This is a genomic window from Ostreiculturibacter nitratireducens (genome assembly GCF_032670585.1).
Lineage (GTDB): Bacteria > Pseudomonadota > Alphaproteobacteria > Rhodobacterales > Rhodobacteraceae > Ostreiculturibacter > Ostreiculturibacter nitratireducens.
This window is the reverse complement of sequence record NZ_JAVQHL010000007.1, coordinates 1-19,045: the sequence shown is the minus strand read 5'-3', so window position 1 is coordinate 19,045 and position 19,045 is coordinate 1. Positions and strand designations below refer to the sequence as shown.

Annotated in this window: 16 protein-coding genes and 5 pseudogenes; 11 read left to right on the top strand and 10 right to left on the bottom strand. The window is 63.1% G+C overall.

The genetic code is table 11. The annotated features are described in order from the left end of the window. Nucleotides 1-49 precede the first annotated feature (49 nt). Nucleotides 50-791, top strand: a pseudogene (locus tag ABCN56_RS19350) (IS6 family transposase). Nucleotides 792-826: 35 nt separating this feature from the next. Here the strand turns inward: ABCN56_RS19350 and ABCN56_RS19345 are convergent. Beyond that, on the bottom strand, nucleotides 827-1,927 hold the full coding sequence (locus tag ABCN56_RS19345; protein ID WP_343082479.1) for an alcohol dehydrogenase family protein: 1,101 nt from the start codon (nucleotides 1,925-1,927) through the stop codon (nucleotides 827-829). Between the two features lie 140 nt (nucleotides 1,928-2,067). Continuing rightward, nucleotides 2,068-2,712, bottom strand: a complete 645-nt coding sequence (locus ABCN56_RS19340; RefSeq protein WP_343082478.1) for a TetR/AcrR family transcriptional regulator — start codon at nucleotides 2,710-2,712, stop codon at nucleotides 2,068-2,070. 142 nt (nucleotides 2,713-2,854) lie between these two features. Between ABCN56_RS19340 and ABCN56_RS19335 the strand changes: the two genes are divergently transcribed. From ABCN56_RS19335 to ABCN56_RS19310, 6 genes are all read left to right on the top strand, one after another. After that, entirely contained in the window at nucleotides 2,855-3,688 is an 834-nt protein-coding gene (locus ABCN56_RS19335; RefSeq protein ID WP_343082477.1) for an FAD binding domain-containing protein, read from the top strand. Continuing rightward, nucleotides 3,685-4,185 (top strand): (2Fe-2S)-binding protein, encoded by a 501-nt coding sequence (locus ABCN56_RS19330; protein WP_343082476.1) that lies wholly within the window; start codon nucleotides 3,685-3,687, stop codon nucleotides 4,183-4,185. The genes ABCN56_RS19335 and ABCN56_RS19330 overlap by 4 nt, the downstream gene beginning before the upstream one ends. After that, entirely contained in the window at nucleotides 4,182-6,563 is a 2,382-nt protein-coding gene (locus ABCN56_RS19325; protein WP_343082475.1) for a xanthine dehydrogenase family protein molybdopterin-binding subunit, read from the top strand. The genes ABCN56_RS19330 and ABCN56_RS19325 overlap by 4 nt, the downstream gene beginning before the upstream one ends. Before the next feature lie 47 nt (nucleotides 6,564-6,610). Continuing rightward, nucleotides 6,611-7,666, top strand: a complete 1,056-nt coding sequence (locus ABCN56_RS19320) for a C4-dicarboxylate TRAP transporter substrate-binding protein (protein ID WP_343082474.1) — start codon at nucleotides 6,611-6,613, stop codon at nucleotides 7,664-7,666. An 81-nt stretch (nucleotides 7,667-7,747) separates the two neighbouring features. Continuing rightward, nucleotides 7,748-8,311, top strand: coding sequence for a TRAP transporter small permease subunit (locus tag ABCN56_RS19315; protein ID WP_343082473.1), 564 nt, complete (start codon nucleotides 7,748-7,750; stop codon nucleotides 8,309-8,311). Continuing rightward, complete coding sequence (locus tag ABCN56_RS19310) at nucleotides 8,308-9,636, top strand: TRAP transporter large permease (protein ID WP_343082472.1); 1,329 nt, start codon at nucleotides 8,308-8,310, stop codon at nucleotides 9,634-9,636. Before ABCN56_RS19315 ends, ABCN56_RS19310 begins: the two co-directional genes overlap by 4 nt. Before the next feature lie 317 nt (nucleotides 9,637-9,953). Here ABCN56_RS19310 and ABCN56_RS19305 read toward each other — a convergent pair whose 3' ends face one another. Genes ABCN56_RS19305 through ABCN56_RS19295 form a run of 3 tightly spaced genes read right to left on the bottom strand, consistent with a single transcriptional unit; the run spans nucleotide 9,954 to nucleotide 12,849 of the window. Further along, complete coding sequence (locus tag ABCN56_RS19305; RefSeq protein ID WP_343082471.1) at nucleotides 9,954-10,715, bottom strand: enoyl-CoA hydratase/isomerase family protein; 762 nt, start codon at nucleotides 10,713-10,715, stop codon at nucleotides 9,954-9,956. Next, complete coding sequence (locus tag ABCN56_RS19300; RefSeq protein ID WP_343082470.1) at nucleotides 10,712-12,016, bottom strand: phenylacetate--CoA ligase family protein; 1,305 nt, start codon at nucleotides 12,014-12,016, stop codon at nucleotides 10,712-10,714. The genes ABCN56_RS19305 and ABCN56_RS19300 overlap by 4 nt, the downstream gene beginning before the upstream one ends. Further along, the gene (locus tag ABCN56_RS19295; protein ID WP_343082469.1) at nucleotides 12,013-12,849 is read right to left on the bottom strand and encodes a TetR/AcrR family transcriptional regulator; all 837 of its coding nucleotides are present in this window, start codon (nucleotides 12,847-12,849) and stop codon (nucleotides 12,013-12,015) included. Before ABCN56_RS19295 ends, ABCN56_RS19300 begins: the two co-directional genes overlap by 4 nt. Before the next feature lie 206 nt (nucleotides 12,850-13,055). On the opposite strand from ABCN56_RS19295, the pseudogene ABCN56_RS19290 reads away from it, so the two are divergent. From ABCN56_RS19290 to ABCN56_RS19275, 4 genes and pseudogenes are all read left to right on the top strand, one after another. Then, nucleotides 13,056-13,720: pseudogene (locus ABCN56_RS19290) on the top strand (transposase). 142 nt (nucleotides 13,721-13,862) lie between these two features. Then, nucleotides 13,863-14,129, top strand: a pseudogene (locus tag ABCN56_RS19285) (IS5/IS1182 family transposase); the annotation flags it as partial. An 85-nt stretch (nucleotides 14,130-14,214) separates the two neighbouring features. After that, nucleotides 14,215-14,568 (top strand): hypothetical protein, encoded by a 354-nt coding sequence (locus ABCN56_RS19280; protein WP_343082494.1) that lies wholly within the window; start codon nucleotides 14,215-14,217, stop codon nucleotides 14,566-14,568. Between the two features lie 72 nt (nucleotides 14,569-14,640). Beyond that, nucleotides 14,641-14,952, top strand: a pseudogene (locus tag ABCN56_RS19275) (IS6 family transposase); the annotation flags it as partial. A gap of 47 nt (nucleotides 14,953-14,999) precedes the next feature. On the opposite strand, the gene ABCN56_RS19270 reads toward ABCN56_RS19275, so the two are convergent. From ABCN56_RS19270 to ABCN56_RS19250, 5 genes and pseudogenes are all read right to left on the bottom strand, one after another. Further along, nucleotides 15,000-15,797, bottom strand: a complete 798-nt coding sequence (locus ABCN56_RS19270) for an ABC transporter permease (protein ID WP_343082468.1) — start codon at nucleotides 15,795-15,797, stop codon at nucleotides 15,000-15,002. Next, entirely contained in the window at nucleotides 15,787-16,650 is an 864-nt protein-coding gene (locus ABCN56_RS19265; RefSeq protein WP_343082467.1) for an ABC transporter permease, read from the bottom strand. Before ABCN56_RS19265 ends, ABCN56_RS19270 begins: the two co-directional genes overlap by 11 nt. Nucleotides 16,651-16,675: 25 nt before the next feature. Continuing rightward, nucleotides 16,676-17,734: an ABC transporter ATP-binding protein gene (locus ABCN56_RS19260; RefSeq protein ID WP_343082466.1), complete on the bottom strand. Its 1,059-nt coding sequence runs from the start codon at nucleotides 17,732-17,734 to the stop codon at nucleotides 16,676-16,678. A 56-nt stretch (nucleotides 17,735-17,790) separates the two neighbouring features. After that, a complete protein-coding gene (locus ABCN56_RS19255) occupies nucleotides 17,791-18,828 on the bottom strand; it encodes an ABC transporter substrate-binding protein (RefSeq protein ID WP_343082465.1) in 1,038 nt (345 codons plus the stop codon). A gap of 76 nt (nucleotides 18,829-18,904) precedes the next feature. Then, nucleotides 18,905-19,045, bottom strand: a pseudogene (locus tag ABCN56_RS19250) (electron transfer flavoprotein subunit alpha/FixB family protein); the annotation flags it as partial.

Here is a 19,045-nt window from a genome sequence, read left to right as displayed (position 1 = left end):
CAGACAAACTCGGCTTGAGACGGGGCAGGGTTCTGACTGGCGTTCGGGCATGACGAGACGCTCGCCCTTCAAGTACTTCAAGACCAGCCTCGAGATCATCCGCTTGGCGGTGATGCTCTACGTCCGTTTCCCGCCGTCGCTTCGCAACGTCGAAGATCTGCTGCATGAACGGGGCGTCGATGTGAGCCACGAGACGATCCGCTATTGGTGGCATCGGTTCGGGCCGATGTTTGCCTCCGAAATCCGCAAGCGTCGGATCGAGGGCATGAGATCAGGCAAGTGGCGGTGGCTCCTCGACGAGACGTTCGCGAAAATCAACGGCGAGATGCATTACCTGTGGCGGGCCGTCGATCACGAGGGCGAGGTGCTGGAAAGCTTCGTGACCAAGACGCGCGACAGGAAGGCGGCCTTGGAATTCCTCAGGAAAGCAATGCGGAAACATTGTCGGCCTGAGACCATCGTCACCGACAAGCTCAGGTCCTATGGCGCCGCGCTGAAAGAGCTCGGCGCCGTGTCTCGGCAAGAGACGGGCCGGTCGGTGAACAACCGAGCGGAAAATTCACACCTCCCGTTTCGACGGCGAGCGGGCCATGCTCCGGTTTCGGCGGAAGCGGAGTTTGCAGACGTTCGCCGCCATCCACGCTTCTGTCTCGAACCACTTCAACTAGGAACGCAGCCTCTCCATACGAGACCAGTTCAAGCTGAACCGCACCGCCGCTCTCGCCGAGTGGCGTGGTGTCTGCAAGGGACGGCGTTACTGTCCATTCATGGACGAGTGCGAATTCGTGTGACAGCACCCGGCAAAGGGCCGAAGCCCCTCCCACGATCAGGACGGAGGGATCAGGACGATCTTGCCGATGTGCCGCTTTTTCTGAAAGACGCGCTGCGCCTCGGCGATCTGGTCGAGCGGGTAGGTGGCCGCCAGCAGGGGGCGGATATCGCCCTTCTCGATGTATGAGATGAGGTTGGGGAAGATCGGCGCGTCCCATGCAGTGCAGCCGATGAGCGTGAGATCCTTGAGATACATGTTGCGCATGTCCAGTTCGACGATCGGGCCGGCGATGGCCCCAGAGGAAACGTAGCGACCGCCGCGTTTGAGCACCTTCAGCATCTTGCCGAAGTCGGTCCCAGCGACATTGTCGATGACGACATCCACGCTTTCGGCACCAAGCATGGCAACCGGATCGTCCTCACGGCACAAGACTCGGGCCGCGCCGAGATCCCTGATCACCTCCCGTTTGGAGGCGCTCGTGACGGCGATCACCTCAGCGCCCCGGCGTTTGATGAGTTGAACCAATGCCGAACCCACGCCGCCCGATGCCCCGGGCACCAGGACGCGCTCGCCACGCCTCACGCCGGCGCGGTTCACCATGTTCTCGGCAGTGCCGTAGGCGCAGGGGATCGTTGCCAACTCGGCATCGCTCCAATCGCAATCGACGGTGAAGGCTTCGCTCTCCGGGACTTTGACATATTGCGCGAAAGCCCCGTCGAAGTCGGACCCGAGCCAAACGGTTTCCATCCGGCTGAAATCCGACTTGCGCATGCAGGAGCGAACCAGAACCCGTGCGCCGATCCGGCCCCGGTCGACGCCCGGTCCCACGGACACGACCCGACCGCAACAGTCGGTGCCCTGGATGAAGGGAAACGGCGTAGCCGCGTTCCAGCCGCCATCAGGGCGCTGTTCGTCGTCGCTGCTGGTATCCGTGCCATCCCTGACGGACTCGGAATACCAGCCAAGTCGCGTGTTGATATCGGTATTGTTGACCCCGGCGGCGAGCACGGAAAGCAGGACTTCGCCTGGACCCGGCACAGGTATCGGGACCTGCCTGTAGTCAAGCCGGTCGTATCCGCCTGTGCCGGTCGTCACGACGGCCATCATGGTGCCTTCCGCGAATGCCTTTGCGCCCTGTTCACCCTTGTGCTGCATTCTTCCGCTCCCGATCCATCCTTTTGAAGGACCATAGCGGAAAGTCGGCTTCCATCATGCGTGACATTTGCCGTGGTGCCGACGAAGGACAGGTGCCGGGTTGCGTCTCGGGCGGGCCGAATGGCAGGCAACGGCCGATCTCAATCCTCCGGCCCGATATCGAAGAAGGTCAGAAAACGGTCCACCGCGCGCGTGATCGCCTCTGATGGGTCGTCGGGACCGGGCATCTGGTAGATGTGCTTGCGGATGCCAATGTAGACGATCCCGCCGTGCAGGTTCCATACGTCCTCCATGGACGGCCGCGCCGTCCCCCGCGCAAGCGCTTCGATCTCCACCAGCAACGGACGAAGAATCACCTCGCCGAGGTGTTCCAGGTAGCGCCGGTTCAAGGCCGCCCCGGCGAGACCAGAGAACATGAAGATTCGCATCCATTCCTGCTGGAAAATGAGAGAGCTGTACTCCTTGTAGAAGGCCAGCAGACGGCCGCGCAGGGGCTGGGAACGATCGGTCAGCCGCTCTGGCCAGTCGGGTGACAGCCGGTCGAGATAGACCTTTTCATAGACCGCCTCGATCAGGTCGTCCTTGGTCGCGAAGTAGTTGAAAAGAAGGGATTGCGTGACGCCGAGGCGCTTGGCCAGATCGCGCGTCTTACCGTCGAGCCCGACCTCCGCGAAGAACGTGACCGCGCCATCTACGATTTGCCGGCGTCGTTCCTTCGGGGGAAGCCGGCGACGCGCCGATGCATCCTCATTTTCGTCAGGCTGGTTGTCCAATCGTGCGTCCATTCGATGCCTCTGGCCCTTCCCTAGCGGAATTAATGACTTGCAACGACTCGAGATTTATAGATCATCCGATCAACAGGATTGAGCAAGTGCTCAATAAGCGGTGCGATTCCATGCCGCGGGAGGAGTGACGGGGAGGGGCGCCATGAAGGCATCGGCGGGCGGCTACGCTCGGGCAAACGACTTGAATCATGCGCTGGAGCTTCTCTCATCCGCGAACGGCATGGGCCGCGTTCTGGCGGGAGGGCAGAGCCTGATTGCAGCGATGAACATGCGGCTGTCTACAGGTGACCTGCTTGTCGACATCTCGCGTCTGTCGGAGTTGTCTGGCGTGAAGGACGCGGGCGACACCCTCAAGATTGGCGCCCTTACGCGCCATGCCGAGATCGGTACGAATCCGCTGGTGCGTCGCCACGCGCCCTTGCTGGCGGACGCGGTGGGCTACATCGCCCATGCAGCGATACGCAATCGCGGCACGATCGGCGGGGCGTTGGCTCATGCTGACCCGTCGGCAGAGTTTCCGGCCTGCGTTCTTGCGCTGGGCGCCACGATGCATGTCGCCGGTCCCGAGGGTACGCGGCAAATCGCGGCGGAGGATTTCTTCGAGGACATCTTCGCCACGGCATTGCAGGAGGGCGAGATCCTGACCGCGATTACCGTGCCAAAGGCAGGGGAGGCTGAGGTCCAGGTGATCGAAGAGGTCGCCCGCCGGTCCGGCGATTATGCACTGGCGGGGCTCTGCCTCGTCCGCCGAGACGATGGGAACCGGGTGTCCTTGTTCTCGGTCGGGCCGAAGCCGGTGCTGGCCAAAGGAGCGATGGCGGCGCTCGACGGGGGCGATGTCGAAGCGGCGGTCACTGCGCTGGGGGCGGAAATCGACCCGCCGTCGGACACCCAGGCCAGCGCAGCCTATCGCCGCCACCTCGCCGGTGTACTCCTGCGCCGCGCCGTGGCCCGGATCGAGGGAAGCAAGGCATGACCGAGATGTTCCAGGACAAGATCGATATCGCGCTGACTGTGAATGGCGAGCCGGTCGAGGGGCGTGTGCCCGCAGGTCAACACCTGATCGACTTCCTGCGGCTGGAACTGGGGCTGACCGGCGCACACGCGAGTTGTGAGCATGGCGTCTGTGGAGCCTGCACGGTGCGGGTGAACGGCCAGGCGGTGCGCGGCTGCCTGATGCTCGCGGCGCAGGCAGACGGCGCCGAAGTCTGGACGGTCGAGGGACTTTCCGACAGGGCCGAGATCGCCGATCTGCAAGAAGCCTTCGTGGCGCGCAACGCGCTGCAATGCGGCTTCTGCACGCCGGGCATGCTCGTTTCGGCGCAGGAACTTCTGTCGCGGGGCGGAGTTCCCTCGCGGGCGGAGATACGGGAGCATCTTTCCGGCAACTACTGCCGCTGCACGGGCTACGAGGCCATCGTGGATGCGATCGAAAGCGTGGCGCGGGTGCGCGCCGGAAAGGGGGCGGCATGACCATCGCGTTCGGAAATCCCGACCGGCCCAATTCCTACATCGGCAAGACCGTCCCGCGCCCGAACGCGGGCAAGCTGGCTCAGGGGCGCGGGCGCTACGTGGACGATATCGTCCTGCCGCGCATGGTGCATGTGGCATTCGTGCGCTCGCCCATGGCGCACGCGAAAATCACCGGCATCGATGCGGCCGCGGCGAAGGGCGTCAAGGGCGTGCTGCGTGTCTTCACCGGGGCCGACCTGGCCGAGGTCTGCAGCCCGTGGGTCGCCGTGCTGGCTCATCTCAAGGGGCTGAAGTCTCCGCCGCAGCACGCCATGGCGGTGGACCGCGCCACTTGGGTCGGCGAGCCGGTGGTGGCCGTCGTCGCCACCTCCCGTGCCGCGGCCGAGGAAGGCGCGGCGCTGGTCGAGGTCGATTACGATCCGCTTCCCGCCGTCACCGGCATGATGACCGCCCTCGACAAGGAAACACCCGTGCTGCACGCCGAGATGGGTGACAACCTCGCCTTCCGCCGGCTGCACGAAGAGGGGGACGTGGACGCCGCCCTGGCGTCGGCGCACAAGGTCGTCACGGCTTGGTTTCGGACCGCGCGCCACACCGGCGTGACGCTCGAACCGCGTTCGATCCTTGCGGACTGGAATCCCGCCGAGGGGCAACTGACCGCCTATCATGCGACGCAGGCGCCGCACATGATGCAGACGGTCCTTGCCAAGCACCTCGACATTCCCGAAGGCCGCGTGCGCGTGATCTGCGGCGATGTGGGCGGCTCCTACGGGATCAAGGTCCATGTCTATCCGGACGAGGTGGCAACAGCGGCCATCGCCAAGGTCATGGGGCGCCCGGTGAAGTTCGTTGCCGACCGGCTGGAGAGCTTCACGAGCGACATCCACGCCCGGGACCACGAGATCGAGGCGAAGATCGCCGTGGATGAAAACGGAAAGATCCTCGCCATCGATGTGGACGACTGGACAGCCATCGGCGCCTATTCGGTCTATCCCCGCACTTCGGCCATCGAGGGCAATCAGGTGGTGAACCTTTGCGGCGGGCCTTACGATTTCGCCAACTATCGCGCTCGGACCACCGTCGTCTTCCAGAACAAGACGCCCACCTGCCAATACCGTGCCGTCGGCCATCCCATCGCGGTGGCGATCACGGAGGGGCTCGTGGACATGGCCGCGGCCGCGATCGGCATGGATCCGGTCGAGATCCGCCGCCGCAATATGTATGCCGACGACGCCTATCCCGTGACCTCCCCTGCGAAGATGCGGTTCGAGGCGTTGTCGCACCACGCCTCGATGGACAAGCTCCTGGAGCTGATGGACTATGAGACGCTCCGCGCCGATCAAGCGGAGGCCCGCAAGCGCGGCATCCATCGCGGGATCGGCATCGCGAGCTTCATCGAGCTGACCAACCCCTCGCCCTTCATGTACGGCATCGGCGGCGCTCGCATCTCGGCGCAGGACGGCTGCACGGTCCGCATGGACCCAGACGGATCGATCGTGGCGCTTTCGGGCGTCACCGAGCAGGGTCAGGGGACCGAGGCGATGCTGGCCCAGGTCGTGGCCGAGGGCGTGGGCGTGTCGCCCGACAGGGTTCGCGTGATCACCGGCGACACCCAGGTGACGCCCTACGGCGGCGGCACCTGGGCCTCGCGCGGGGCCGGGATCGGCGGGGAGGCGGCACTGCAGTCCGCCCGCGCGCTCCGCGGCTCCATCCTCGAGGTGGCGGCGGCCATGCTGCAGGCCGATCAATCGAGGCTCGACATCCGCGACGGCAAGATCGTGGATGCCGACAGCGGCGAGGAGCGGATGCCGCTCGAAGAACTGGGCCGCATCGTCTATTTCCGCGGCGACACGCTGCCCAAGGGGTTGCCGCGCGAGCTGGTGCAGACCAGGCATTTCATCACCTCGGACTACCCATTTGCCTTCACGAACGGGATGCAGGCATCCTACCTGGAGGTCGACATCGAGACCGGAGTGGTCAAGCTGCTGAAACACTGGTGCGTCGAGGATTGCGGTCGGATCATCAACCCGCAGCTTGTCGACGAGCAGATCCGGGGTGGCATCGTACAGGGTCTGGGGGGCGCGCTGTTCGAGGAGATCCACTACGACGCCGACGGCCAGTTGCTCAACGGTTCTATGGCCGACTACCTCGTGCCAATGGCGGCAGAGATGCCAGACATGGTGATCGGCCACGTAGAGACGCCCACCAATGAGAGCGAGCTCGGCGCCAAGGGCGCCGGCGAGGCCGGTACCGCCGGGGCCCCTGCCGCCGTCATGAATGCGATCAACGACGCCCTGCGCCCATTCGGCGCGCAGGTGACCGAAATGCCGTTCACGCCAGAGCGCATCCTGCGCGCCCTGGGAAAACTGGAAGACTAGAGCAAACCGGGCAAGCGGGAGGCGCGCCCGACCCAAGGGAGGACTTCATGAAGCTTTCGACATTCACCACGGCCACCGCCGTCGCCCTGTGCCTGGGCGCGGCGGCCCACGCGCAGCAGACCATCACTGTCAACATCGGTTCGTCGCACCCCGAGGCTAACATCTGGGTCTACGCGATGAAGAACACGTTTCAGCCGGAGGTGAACCGCATCCTGGCGGAGGCTGGCGAGTACCAGGTCGACTGGGTCGAGAATTACGCCGGCACGCTTTACAAGTTCACCGACACGCGCGAAGCGGTCATGGACGGCATCGTCGATGTGGGTATGGTCGGCACGGTCTGGGAAGGGGCGAACATGCCGCTTCAGAACGTGACCTACTTCACGCCCTTCGCGACCGAGGATCACCGGATGATCATCGAGATCTTCGACGATCTGTCCGAGAACCTGCCCGAACTCAAGGACAGCTGGGCCGAGAACGGCATGGTGCACCTGTCCTCCCTGATCACCGACAGCTACGATATCTACGCGACCTTCCCGGTCTCCTCGATGACCGACCTCCAGAACCGGAAGCTGAACGCCCCGGGGACCTCGGCGAACTGGCTTCAGGGCACGGGCGCGACGCCGGTCGACGGCGCGTTGACCACCTACTACACAAACATCCAGACAGGCGTGACAGAAGGCGCGCTTTCCTTCGCGTCCGGCATCCTGCCGACACGCGTCTACGAAGTTGCACCGCAGCTGACGCGCGTCGGGATCGGCTCGATGTATTTCGGCGGGATCGCTGCCAACAAGGATTTCTTCGAGGGCCTGCCCGAGCCGGTGCAGGTGGCGTTCCGTGACGCCGCGAAGGCGACCTCCACGGCGCATGGCGATTACGTGGCCGATCTCGCCGCGCGCGCGTTGGTCGAGATGCAGGCTGCGGGCCTGACCATCCACGAACTGCCGGAAGAGGAAAAGGCAAAGTGGGTGAACGGCCTTCCCAACATCATCGAGCCCTGGCTCGAGCAGACCGGCGACAAGGGGCGGGTCGTGCTCAAGGCCTATTTCGACGCGCTCCGCGAGCGTGGCGCGACGCCGCTGCGCAACTGGGACGAAGGACTCTGAAACAGGGACTTGCCTTGGATCGCGCCCGCCCGGAGAGTATCTAGGCGGGCGCAGTCATGCTCTGGGGAAAGGGAAGGAACCATGAGCGACGACAGCACAGCCGAACTTGACGACGGGTTCGTCCCGGCGTTTGCCGATGCGCCTTTCGGGGCACTGCTCGGCAGCGTCGCGGCGGCGATGTCGGCCGTCGGCACCGCCGGGATAGGGGCGCTGATGCTGCTGATCGTCGCCGACGTGGTTGGTCGCAACTTTCTCGACGCGCCGATCACGGGCGTGTCGGAAATAGCAGCCAGGGCGGTGGTCGCCATCGTGTTCCTGCAGGTTGCGGCGGCGATCCTGCAAAAGCGCCTGACCCGCGCCGATTTCCTCTTGCGGCGGATCGACCGGGCGTCCCCAGCGGCGGTCTCGGTGATCGAGGCGGCGTTCTGCATCGCCGGCGCAGCGGTCTTCGCGTTAATCCTCTGGGCCTCCTGGCCGAAATTCGTCGACGCGTGGCGGACGATGGAATTTTTCGGGGTCCAGGGCGTGTTCACCATTCCGACCTGGCCGTTCCGGGGGATCACGGCGCTTGGCTCGGCGGTGGCAATCCTCGCCGCGCTCTACCGAGCGAACGAGGAAATCCGCAGTTTACGGAGACTGGAATGACCACACTCGCCGTCGGCTTTCTTCTGATCGGCGTGCTGATCCTGCTGGTCCTTCTCGGAATGCAGATCGCCTACGCGCTATTCGGCGTGGCGTTCGTGGGGATCTGGCTGATCCGCAACAACATCGACCTGGCCTTCAGGATGCTGGAGCTGACCGCCTATTCCGGTATCGCGGATTACCTCTTCGCGACGATCCCGCTTTTCGTGCTCATGGGGCTCCTCGTTAGCATCTCCAACGTCGGGCGCGATACGTTCGAGGTGGCCGAGGAACTGCTGCGCCGAATGATCTGCGGGCTTGGCGTCGCAACGGTCGCTGCCAATACGGTCTTTGCCGCCGTCACCGGCGTCTCCATCGCGTCCGCCGCCGTGTTTACCCGCGTTGCGGTACCCGAGATGACGCGGCACGGCTACCTTCCGTCCTTCGCGGCGGGCACGGTCGCGGGGTCTTCGGTTCTTGGAATGCTGATCCCGCCGAGCCTCCTGCTAATCATCTACGGAGTGCTGGCCGAAGTGTCGATTGGCGGCATGTTCATTGCAGGCATCGTCCCAGGCCTGATGCTGGCCGGGGGCTTCGTGGCCATGCTGGTCGGCATAACGGTGCTGTTCCCCGGCTTCGTTCTGAGGGATCCCGACAGCGCGCGCCAGCGCCGTCTGGACAAGGACTTCAAGCCAATGCCGCTTGGCAGAATGGTTGCCAAGCTGGTGCCGATCATCCTTTTGGTGATGCTCGTTCTGGGTGGCCTTTACACGGGCTTCTTCACGCCGACGGAGGCAGGCGGTGTCGGCGCCTTCGGCGCGCTGCTCGTCGCCCTGTCGCGGCGCAGCCTCGACCGTCACAGGCTGTGGCAGGTGATGAAGCAGACAGGCGTGATCTCGGTCTCGATCCTGCTGCTCCTGGTCGCGGCCTCGTTCTATTCCCGCATGTTGGCCATCGCCGGGCTGCCCAACGCCATCGGCGGACTCGTCGCGCAGTCCGGTTTCGGCCCGCTTGGCTTCCTGTTCTTCTATTCGGCGATCATCCTGCTGATGGGGATGATCCTCGACAGTACCTCTATCCTGCTCATCATGGTACCGATCGCGGCACCGATCGCGCAGGGTATGGGGATCGACCTCAGTCATTTCGGCATCGTGACCGTGATCGCGGTGGAGATCGGTCTTCTGACCCCGCCATTCGGGATCTCGGTCTTCACGGTGCACAACACGCTCAACGACCCCTCCGTCTCGGTCGAGCAGATCTTTGCCGCAACACTGCCCTTCATCGCCGTCATGCTGCTGGTTCTGGTCATCGTCACGCTGGTTCCTGCCACGGCGACGGTTTTCCTCTGACGCCCATTCCCCGCAACCGCGCAACGGGAACCTGCAGAAGCACGTCGGACAGGTTCGGACGCGCCGCAGCCAAAGACATGTGAAAACCCCGGACGCGCGTTCTTCCGCGTCGGGAGCGGTCCCAATGTCACTTCTGAATCGATGATGGTCAGCGTTCAGGGAGGCTCGCAGCTGACGTCGACTGCGGCCAAGCCAAATGTCAGCTCTTGGCAGTGTCTGCCATTTGCCAAGATAACCCCACGATCGTTCAGCGGACGAGTGGGCTATCGTATGTTTTGCTGTTAACGGCCAGGAAAGCCGACTTTTGGGAGCTCATACTAGAATGCTTTGAGAAGCCGCGTGGTCTCAGGGTCGAGAAAGCCCGCCACGGTCGCTTCGGTTTCGAGCAGCAGGGCCGTCCGGATCGCTCCTGCGGAAGCCTGGTTGAGCACCCGCTTCATGGCCCGCACCGAAAGACTCGGAAGCGCCGCAAGTCGTGCTGCGACCCGTCCCGCTTCCTCCCGCAACTCCGCATCGGGAACGACTTTCCATGCAACGCCGCAGGCCTTGAGGTCCTCGGCCGAATAGCGCTCTCCCAGAAAAAGCATTTCACGGGCTTTCACGGGACCGACTATGGCCGGAAGAATCGTCGTCACGGCGCCGGTGACGAAGAGGTTGAGCGATACCTCGGGGAAGAAACCCTTGGCGCTTTCTGCCCAAATCGGGAAGTCGCAGTTGATCGCCCATTCGAAGCCGCCACCCACGGCCCAGCCATTGATGGCCCCGACCACAGGTTTCGCGCCGAACACGATCGCCTCGGTCGCGCGCTGGATCGCGTCGACGATATCGCGCGCCTGCTCCTCGGTTTCCGGATGAACATGCTCATGGCGGTCATCGCCCGCGCAAAAGGCGCGTCCCTCTCCAGTGAACACGATGGCGCGCGTTTCCCTATCCCGGTTGGCCTCGTTGAACGCGATCGCCACCTCGTCGATCAACCTTCGGTTCATGGCGTTGAGCGAGTCCGGCCGGTTGAGCGAGATGGTGCGTACACCCTCGCCGGTCATGGATGACAGGATCGTGTCGTAGGTGAAATCTCTCATGTGTAGGTCCTGATGACGCGGCGGGTCTTGCCTTCGGTTGCTGGAAAAGTACCCGCAGGCACGAGCGTCACCGTCGCGGTGGCCCCGAGCCTCGCCTTGAGTGTGGCCTCGAGGCGCTGCGCGAGCGTCCCATCGTCGGCCTTCCCCTTTGCCAGTTCGGCCCGAACGGGCAGCGTATGGTAGGGTGGCGGGGTGTCCAGAACGATGCGGTAGTCGCCGGAAAGTTCGGCAAATCCGCTGACGACGGCGGCTACCATGGTCGGGAACATGTTCAGGCCGCGAACCACTACCATGTCGTCCGAGCGGCCCACGACGCGAAAGCGGAACCCCGCGCAACCGCAGGCGCAGGGCCCGGTTCCCTGCACTGAGATGATGTCGCCGGTGCGAAACCGCACGAGCGGCTGACATTCGCGGTCGAGATGGGTGAGAACCAACTCGCCTTCCACGCCGCTCTCGATGGGCTTGGGCGCGCCGCTCTCCGGATCGATCAACTCCACGTGCAGCACGTCATGGGCGACGAAATGCAGGTCCGACTCGTGTTCGCACTGGGCCGCGAAATTGCAGAAAACGTCGGAGACGCCGTAGTTGGCGTTTCGCGGCTCCATGCCCCAGATGTCGCGGATGCGTTGGCGATACGCCGGGTCGTCAAGGCCCGGCTCGCCGCCGAACAGCCCGAGCTTCAGACCCAGGTCGGCGGGCGCAAGATTCGGGAATTTCTCCGCCACGACTCGTTCGAGAACCGTCGGATAAGAGGGGGTGCAGGAGATTGCCGTGATCCCAGTCTCCAGGATCGTGCGAACCAGAAGTTCGGTCGATCCGACTCCGAAGGGCACCACGGTCGCGCCCGTGCGTTCGAGTGTCAGGTGGTCCGTCAGCCCACCCATCCACATCTGGTAGTTCAGACAGTGCACCACCATCGTTCCGGGGCCGAGCCCCGCCAGCGCCTGCGCGCGCCCGCCGACGACCTCCGTGATCTCGCAATCGCGGGCACTCATCGCGAGGTTCATGGCCTGCCCGGTCGTGCCCGAGGTGCGGTGCAGGCGCGACACCTTCTCGGGCGCCGCCGCGAGATAGGTGCCAAAGGGCGGATGGGCCGGCTGCGACAGACGAAGGCCCGCCTTGTCCGAGAACGGCAGCTCAGGCAGATCCTCCAGACGCTTCGGCGGCGTCCTGCCATCCCAGAGCGCCTGGAAGAAGGGGGAATTTCTGGCGACATAGGCACTCTGGCGTTCCCAAGCCAGCTGCCGGTGGGCGGCGAGGTCTTCGATCGGGATACAATGCCCTTGCTCGATCAGGCTCATGTTTGCATGCCTCTTTTCCAGAGATCGGTGAACATCTCGAGCACCTCCTCGCGGTCTTGCGACAGGGCGCGGACCCAAGGGTCGCCGGTAACGAAAAGTGCGGTCAGATACTGATCGACCATGCCGCCGAGCGCGTAGGCCCGCCGCATCAGTTCCGCCTCGCTCCTCGGGGACTGGGCATTGTTTCTCAGCCAGGCACGGGTCACCGTCGTGGTCCATTCGTGGTTGAGACGCCGGAATGCGGAGCGCGCCTCTGGAAAGGCGTCCACACCGACAACCAGGCATTTCATGAGCCCGGTATTCTCTTCGAAGATGCGCATGTACGCGGCGGTCGTGTTGCGCGATGCGCTTCCGGGCAACCGCGCGGCAGAACGCATCTCCAGTTGCACATAATCGACGAACAACTCCAGCACCTCGGCTGCGAAAACGTTCCGATTGGCGAAGTATATGTAGAACGTTCCGTGAGCGACGCCGGCAGCCTTGCACACACCTGCGACCGTTAGGCTGTCCAGCGTCTCGGCGGAGAGAAGACGAGCTCCCGCAACCAGAAGATCCGTCCTGGTGCGCTCGCCTTTGCGCAATTCATCGCGCCCTTGGAGAAGCCAGGCGGCAAAATGCTCCGCATGAGCATTGGGGGCATCCGGACGACTGGCCTGCGTATTCATCGAGCATCCTTGGCGGAGGCATTTAATGAACATGATATCATTATCATAATTTTCATCAAGATTGGAACTTTCTTGAAAAATGCGGCTTGCGCTGCCGTGGGCGGAAGACGTGTCCGCGATGCTGGCGTCGCAGCGCCGCGCGGCTGAGGACCGGTTCCCAACCGCCATCGTCCTTGGGGACACCGCAACTAACGACCGACTTGGGTTCGAAACGGGCCTTCGCTGTATGCCCGCCAAAAGGCAGGTATGGTCGGATAGGGTATTCGGCTTGATCCCCATCCCTGACGTCCGAACTGAAAGGAACCGCGCTTCGAGCTGATGATACGACGTGGTCCGTGAGGAATGGCACAAGAATCAGGAAGGCAGCGCGAGCCATGAATCACCATGCCGGCCTGGACGTTTCCGTGAAAGAGAGGTCGGTTTGTGTTTCCGATGAAATGGCTCGATCGGTCGCGAGGCCAAGGTTCCGAGCCACCCGGAGGATCTTGCCGATGCTCTGCGGGGCGAGTGGTTCAACGTCGTGCGGATCGGGTTGGAGGCCAGGCCCTTGTCGCAATGGCATTACGGCGGACTTGCCGAAGTCGGCCTTCCGGTGATGTGCGGCGAGACCCATTAGGGAAGGCCTTTCTCGGGGCCCAGATCAACAAGACCGATCGCAACGATGCGCGGGGCGTTGCGTTCACCAACAGCATTGATGATCCCGCACGTTTTCATCGATCGCGTTGCGTCGGTCCCGCGCTGGGACTGACGCCCGTGCCTGACCAGTCGGGAGAAAGCCAGCGCATCGGCCGTATCTCGCTTTGCCGAAGCGCGATGAAACGCGTTCTTCTTTACGAGGCAGCCCAGGTGATGCTGACCCGCATGGCCCAAAAGGTCCTGGCTGAAAGCCTGGGCAGCCGCGATCGCCAGGCGCGATGGTCATCGCAAGGCAGTCGTCGCGCTAGCCCGTAGGCTCGCCGTGATCATGCACCGGATGTGGGTGGACGGAACCGAGTTCCGCTGGCCCAGGAAAGCCGAAACCGCATCGGCCGCCATCTGATCTGAGGCCAGAAAGGAGAAGGAGTTCCACCGTTGGTGGGCGGATGTCCTTCGCAGGACGATGAATGGGGTGAGTTCGCTGTGGGTCAAGTACCAGAAGGGTGTGGCCTGCCGGGGCGCGAGTGTGATTGGGCCACCTCACGGGTGTCTTCGCCCGGATGATTGAGGGGCTGGCCTCCGAGGGCGTTGAATAGAAGGTCTTCAGGATTGGAGCGACCCGCCTGAAGGCTCACCGCAGGGCTTCGAACCTGCGGGCGAAAAAGGGGGGTGGACGCCTGATCCGGCGCACGAAAAGCGGACTGAATAACAGGCTGCACGCGACCACCGGCGCGAAAGGCCTCCCTCTGCGCTTCTTCATGTCCGCGGGCCAGGTCAGCGACTATACTGGCGCTGCCGCTCCTCTGGGAAGCTTTGGGATCGGTGGTTTGCCCAGCCGGCGCCGAAGAAGTCATGGTCGTCGAACCGCATATCGGGGGAGCTGGAATGGGAGGTTCCGTGAGACGTCATTTCGACGCGATGATGAAATCGGAAGTGAGCGTTGTCGGGTTGTGGGTACTGGCCGCCATCGCGCCTTGGATTCTGTCGCTTGCGCTTGACCTGGTTATTCTGCTGTTTGGCACCGTGACGGGAGCGGGAAGCAGGTGGTTCTGGCGCTTGTTCTTCACTCCCTGGGGTTTTGGGGCGTACGTCCTCCTATTGTTTGTGCCAGGCGCCGCCTTGGCAATCTGGATTCTCAGAAACGCCGAGACCCCGTTAAAGGACCTCTGGGTCGGTATCTTCCTCTTCCTGGGATGCGGCTCGTATCTGTTCTTGCTGCTCCTCTTAGGGTTCTCTTACGGCGGCCTGTAGGGGGCGATCTACTGACGCGCGGGGCGCTACATCGCCCGAGCTGTATGGATGTCGCACGGGGACGGCAACGTGCCGCATCAAGTCATCGATAGGCTCAGGTTCTACGGGGCTGCGCTCAAGGAGATCGGTGCCGATGCTGGGCAGGAAACAGGCCGCTGGGCCAACAAGAGGGTGGAGAATTCATGCCTGCCATTCCGACGACGGAAGCGGGCCATGCTGCGGATCCGGGGCATACGAAGTCTGCAGAAATTCGCATCCGTCCACGCTTCCGGCTCGAACCACTTCAACCAGGAACGCACCCTCTCCAGCAGACACCTCTCCAAGCCCAACCGCGCCGCTGCTCTGGCTGAGTGGCGCGGTCTTTGCGCGGGGGGCAAAGGGTAGTCATACCGTCCTTGTGCAGACTGGTTCGAATTGATCTGACGCCACCATCATCCTGAAGTGGCCTTGTCGATGCCGATAAGGGCGTCGATTGCGAATACCACACCGAAGGCAACATAGATCGTCACCGCCGAAAGCGCCGCAACCAGCGGATCGATGTTGTACTGGATGTAGTTGAAGAGCTTTACCGGAATCGGAACAAGTTCCGCCGTCGAGTTGAAGATGCTCACCTCGACGTTGATCCACGACATGATGAACGCGAAAAGACCGCCCGCGATGACGCCCGGCTTGATCTGAGGCAACGTTATGAGGAAGAACGTCTGGAACCGGTTTGCGCCTAGATCCTGCGCGGCCTCTTCGATGTTCATCGGCAGCCCCCCGAGTGAGGCAATCGTGGTGCGGATGACGTAGGGGATCATGATCACTACATGCCCGACCAGAAGCGCCGAGAACGTGCGCGCGAAGCCCAGAAGATGCGCATATTGCAGGACGGCGACACCGATGACGATCGCCGGCAGAAGCAGTGGTGATATGAAAAGCGCGCTCAGCACCGACTTGCCCCGGAATTCCTTCCGGGCAAGGATGAGCGCGGTCGAAACGCCGAGGATCACTGAAATAAGCGTCGCGAGCGCAGCAAGCTTGAGGCTGACCCACGCCGCGTCGACAAATCCCGAATTTCCGGCCAGGCGCGCATACCATTTGAGCGAGAGGCCTTTCGGCGGAAACGACAGGAAATCTGATGCCGTGAACGATACTGCGATCAGCACCGCCAAGGGAAAGACCAGATAGAGGATGACCAGCCAGCTATAAAGGCCAAGTCCGAAGCGGCCGACAACTCTATGCAGCATGCAAGCCTCGCAACTTTCGCGATTGCTGGAACCCGAACCGAGCGACTTGGTAGGTCCCAAGCAAGAGGAAGGCAGTGATCAGCAACGCCACGGCAAGCGTCGCCCCGAAACTGAAATTCAGCACCGTCGCGTATTGCTGGAAGACCAGCATCGACATGACGACCTCGCGGCCTCCACTCAGGATGCTCGGGGTGACATAGGCCGACACGCAGAGCGTGAAGACCATCAAGGCGCCCGAAATGACTCCCGGCAGGCTGAGGGGCAGCGTTACATTCAAAAAGGTGGTCAAAGGCCCGGCGCCAAGATCCCGGGCGGCGTCCTTCAGCCGGACATCGATGTTCTGCAGGATCGCCGCGACCGACAGGACCATGAACGGCAGCATGATGTAAGAGAGGCCGATCACGATTGACACCTTGTTGAAAAGCATCGGCAAAGGCTTGTCCACTAGGTTCAGCCAGAGCAGCATATCGTTCACGAAGCCGTTGCGGCCAAGAAGGATGATCCAGCTAAAGGCCCGCACCACATTGCTGGTGAAGAGCGGCGTCACGACGACGATGTAGAGCAGCCGTTTCAGCCAGCGATTGCGGATGCGGAACGCCATGAAATAGGCCAGAGGATAGCCGAGCAGCATGGTAATCACCGTTACCCAAAGCGCGATGGTGAGCGTCGTCCAGAGCGCCTTCAGGTAGTATGGGTCGGTGATCAAACGAACATAGTTCGCAAGGCTCCAGCCGCCGTCGGGATCATGCAGGCTCGATACCGCGACCGCTGTGAACGGTGCCGCGAAAAACGCCAGCATGAATGCGACAGGCGCCGCCAGGAGCAGGACAGTACCCCAGAGGCCGATCCTCATCTCCGTGTTACCTCCGGAATTCCGTTCATTGTGCGAGAACCCTGCATCGGTCGGCCGGCCAGCCGAACCGGACATCCCCGCCGGGCTCGATGAGCTCCGCGCCGGACTCTTTGGTGTCGATGGCGATTTCGTCGCCGCCGGGCAACTCCACATAGAGCCGCCAGCCCACGCCCCTGAAGATCTTCTGGCGCAGCTTGCCCTGGCCGGTCACCCACCCCGCAGGCAAGGTTTCCCCGGCCAAGCGGATGTTTTCGGGCCGGATCATGATTGCGCTATCTCGGCCGTGAGGCGCGGCCTGCATGTCGCCGGGCAGATCGAGGCCAGGGCAGCCAATGCCGCCGTTCCCGACCGTGATCGGCAGCAGGTTCGCCTCGCCAATGAAATCGGCGACGAAGCGGTTGGTCGGCGTGTCGTAGATTTCTTGTCCGGTGCCGATCTGCGCGATCCGCCCGTGATCCATGACCACGATACGGTCAGCGATGGTCAGCGCTTCCTCCTGATCGTGGGTGACGAGTATGAACGTCATGCCCAGCCGTTCGTGCAAGCGCTTCAACTCGATCTGCATCCGCTTGCGCAGCTTCAGATCGAGGGCCGCCAAAGGCTCGTCGAGAAGAAGGACCTCGGGCCGGTTCACGATGGCCCGTGCAAGTGCAACCCGCTGCTGTTGCCCCCCGGAAAGCTCTGCGGGCCATCGGGTTGCGAACGCCTCCATCCCGACCATCGCCAACGCCTCCTTCACGCGGCTCCGGATCTCCGCCCTCGGCAGGCGCTTGCGCTTGAGGCCGAAGGCGATGTTCTCGGCCACGTCCATGTGCGGAAACAGCGCGTAGTTCTGAAACACGGTGTTGACCGGGCGGTGATCGGGCGGAACGTTGTTCATCCGCTTGCCGCCGATCGACAGCTGTCCGGAGAACGGGTCGAGAAAACCGGCGATCATCCGCAGGAGAGTGGTCTTGCCGCAGCCCGAAGGGCCCAGAAGCGCAAGGAATTCGCCTCGGCGCACTGTCAGGGATATGTCCGCGAGCGCCGTGACCGTGCCAAATCTCCGGGAGATGTTGTCTAGCCGGATAAGGTCCTGCGACATGTTGTAGCCTCTTCGAAAGTGGGACCGGGAGCGTGCTGCGCCCCCGGTCCGGGGCGTCAATTGCCAGTGGCGATGCGGTTCCAAGTTTCGGTCAGCGTATCGCGGTGGGCGTTGATGGCGCTCCAGTCGGCTACCGCCAGGTCGTCTACCGAGCCTTCTGAGCCCCAAGGCATCCGTGCCGCGACCTCCGGCGGCAGGTCCACACCCTGCGTCGACGGGCCGACCTGCAGAGCCGCGGCGAGGCAGCCCGCCTGCGCGGGCTGAACCGCGAAGTCGACCAGTTTGTGTGCGGCCTCAACATGCTTTGTGCCATTGACGATATGGATGCGGATGTCGGAGGCCATCGCGCCCTCTTTCGGGATCGCATAGGCGATCGGCAGACCGCTGTCGGACATTGTGAACGCCTGGGTCGCATAATGCGCCCCGATCACGCCCTCGCCGGTCTGGAACCCGCTGTTCGCCACGCCCGAGGAGTCGAAGAACAGCGCGGGTTCCATTTGCGCCATCTTCTCGACCGCAGGCGTGAGATCCTCCAGCTTTCCGCCTGCAAGCGCGTTGAACGTGGCGAGCATGGGCACGCCGATTGAGTTGACGGCGCTCGGCAGGATCACACGCCCGGCGTATTCGGGGTTCCACAGATCCTCCCAAGAGGTGGGCGGGGTCGTGATCTCCTCGCTGTTGTAGACGATGCCCACGGCGAAATAGCCGTTGCCGACAGCATAGATGCCGCCGTCGTCGGTCTTGTATTTCGCCTGGTCGATGACGCCTTCAAGCCCCGGCGCAAGTGCGGGGTCGATCGGCGCCACTACGCCGCTGTCACGGGCAAGCTCCGATACTCCTCCATCCATCCAGGCAACGTCGGTCACGGGCGAGGCGGCCTCTGCCTGCAGCTTGGAAAGCGTAACGGTCGAGGCGCTCGGTTCGACTATGACCGAAATTCCGGTTTCCGCCTGGAAAGGCGTGAAAACGCAGGCGGCCAAGGCTTCGCCCCAGCTTCCGCCGTAGGCCGAGACGTTCAGGCTCTCTTCCGCCAGCGCCGTCCCCCCGGCGCCAACGATCGCCACTGACGTCATCAGTATCGCAGTTCTCTTCATAGTCTCTCTTCCCTTTTTTGGGCCGCAGCCCGTTGCCATTCCTTCCGGGCGACAGGTCCACCCCAGTCCGACCCACTCAAACCCTTTCAGTCAGTTCCGGCACCGCGGTGAACAGGTCCGCGACGAGGCCGTAGTCGGCGACCTGGAAGATCGGGGCTTCTTCGTCCTTGTTGATGGCGACGATGACCTTCGAATCCTTCATGCCGGCGAGGTGCTG

Bases quoted from the DNA above. Each gene is read 5' to 3' on its own strand.
- ABCN56_RS19345 (WP_343082479.1), bottom strand. From the start codon at position 1,927: ATGCAGCACAAGGGTGAACAGGGCGCAAAGGCATTCGCGGAAGGCACC.
- ABCN56_RS19270 (WP_343082468.1), bottom strand. From the start codon at position 15,797: ATGCTGCATAGAGTTGTCGGCCGCTTCGGACTTGGCCTTTATAGCTGG.
- ABCN56_RS19305 (WP_343082471.1), bottom strand. From the start codon at position 10,715: ATGAGAGATTTCACCTACGACACGATCCTGTCATCCATGACCGGCGAG.
- ABCN56_RS19295 (WP_343082469.1), bottom strand. From the start codon at position 12,849: ATGGCGGTTGGGAACCGGTCCTCAGCCGCGCGGCGCTGCGACGCCAGC.
- ABCN56_RS19330 (WP_343082476.1), top strand. From the start codon at position 3,685: ATGACCGAGATGTTCCAGGACAAGATCGATATCGCGCTGACTGTGAAT.
- ABCN56_RS19300 (WP_343082470.1), bottom strand. From the start codon at position 12,016: ATGAGCCTGATCGAGCAAGGGCATTGTATCCCGATCGAAGACCTCGCC.
- ABCN56_RS19260 (WP_343082466.1), bottom strand. From the start codon at position 17,734: ATGTCGCAGGACCTTATCCGGCTAGACAACATCTCCCGGAGATTTGGC.
- ABCN56_RS19335 (WP_343082477.1), top strand. From the start codon at position 2,855: ATGAAGGCATCGGCGGGCGGCTACGCTCGGGCAAACGACTTGAATCAT.
- ABCN56_RS19320 (WP_343082474.1), top strand. From the start codon at position 6,611: ATGAAGCTTTCGACATTCACCACGGCCACCGCCGTCGCCCTGTGCCTG.
- ABCN56_RS19325 (WP_343082475.1), top strand. From the start codon at position 4,182: ATGACCATCGCGTTCGGAAATCCCGACCGGCCCAATTCCTACATCGGC.
- ABCN56_RS19340 (WP_343082478.1), bottom strand. From the start codon at position 2,712: ATGGACGCACGATTGGACAACCAGCCTGACGAAAATGAGGATGCATCG.
- ABCN56_RS19315 (WP_343082473.1), top strand. From the start codon at position 7,748: ATGAGCGACGACAGCACAGCCGAACTTGACGACGGGTTCGTCCCGGCG.
- ABCN56_RS19265 (WP_343082467.1), bottom strand. From the start codon at position 16,650: ATGAGGATCGGCCTCTGGGGTACTGTCCTGCTCCTGGCGGCGCCTGTC.
- ABCN56_RS19255 (WP_343082465.1), bottom strand. From the start codon at position 18,828: ATGAAGAGAACTGCGATACTGATGACGTCAGTGGCGATCGTTGGCGCC.
- ABCN56_RS19310 (WP_343082472.1), top strand. From the start codon at position 8,308: ATGACCACACTCGCCGTCGGCTTTCTTCTGATCGGCGTGCTGATCCTG.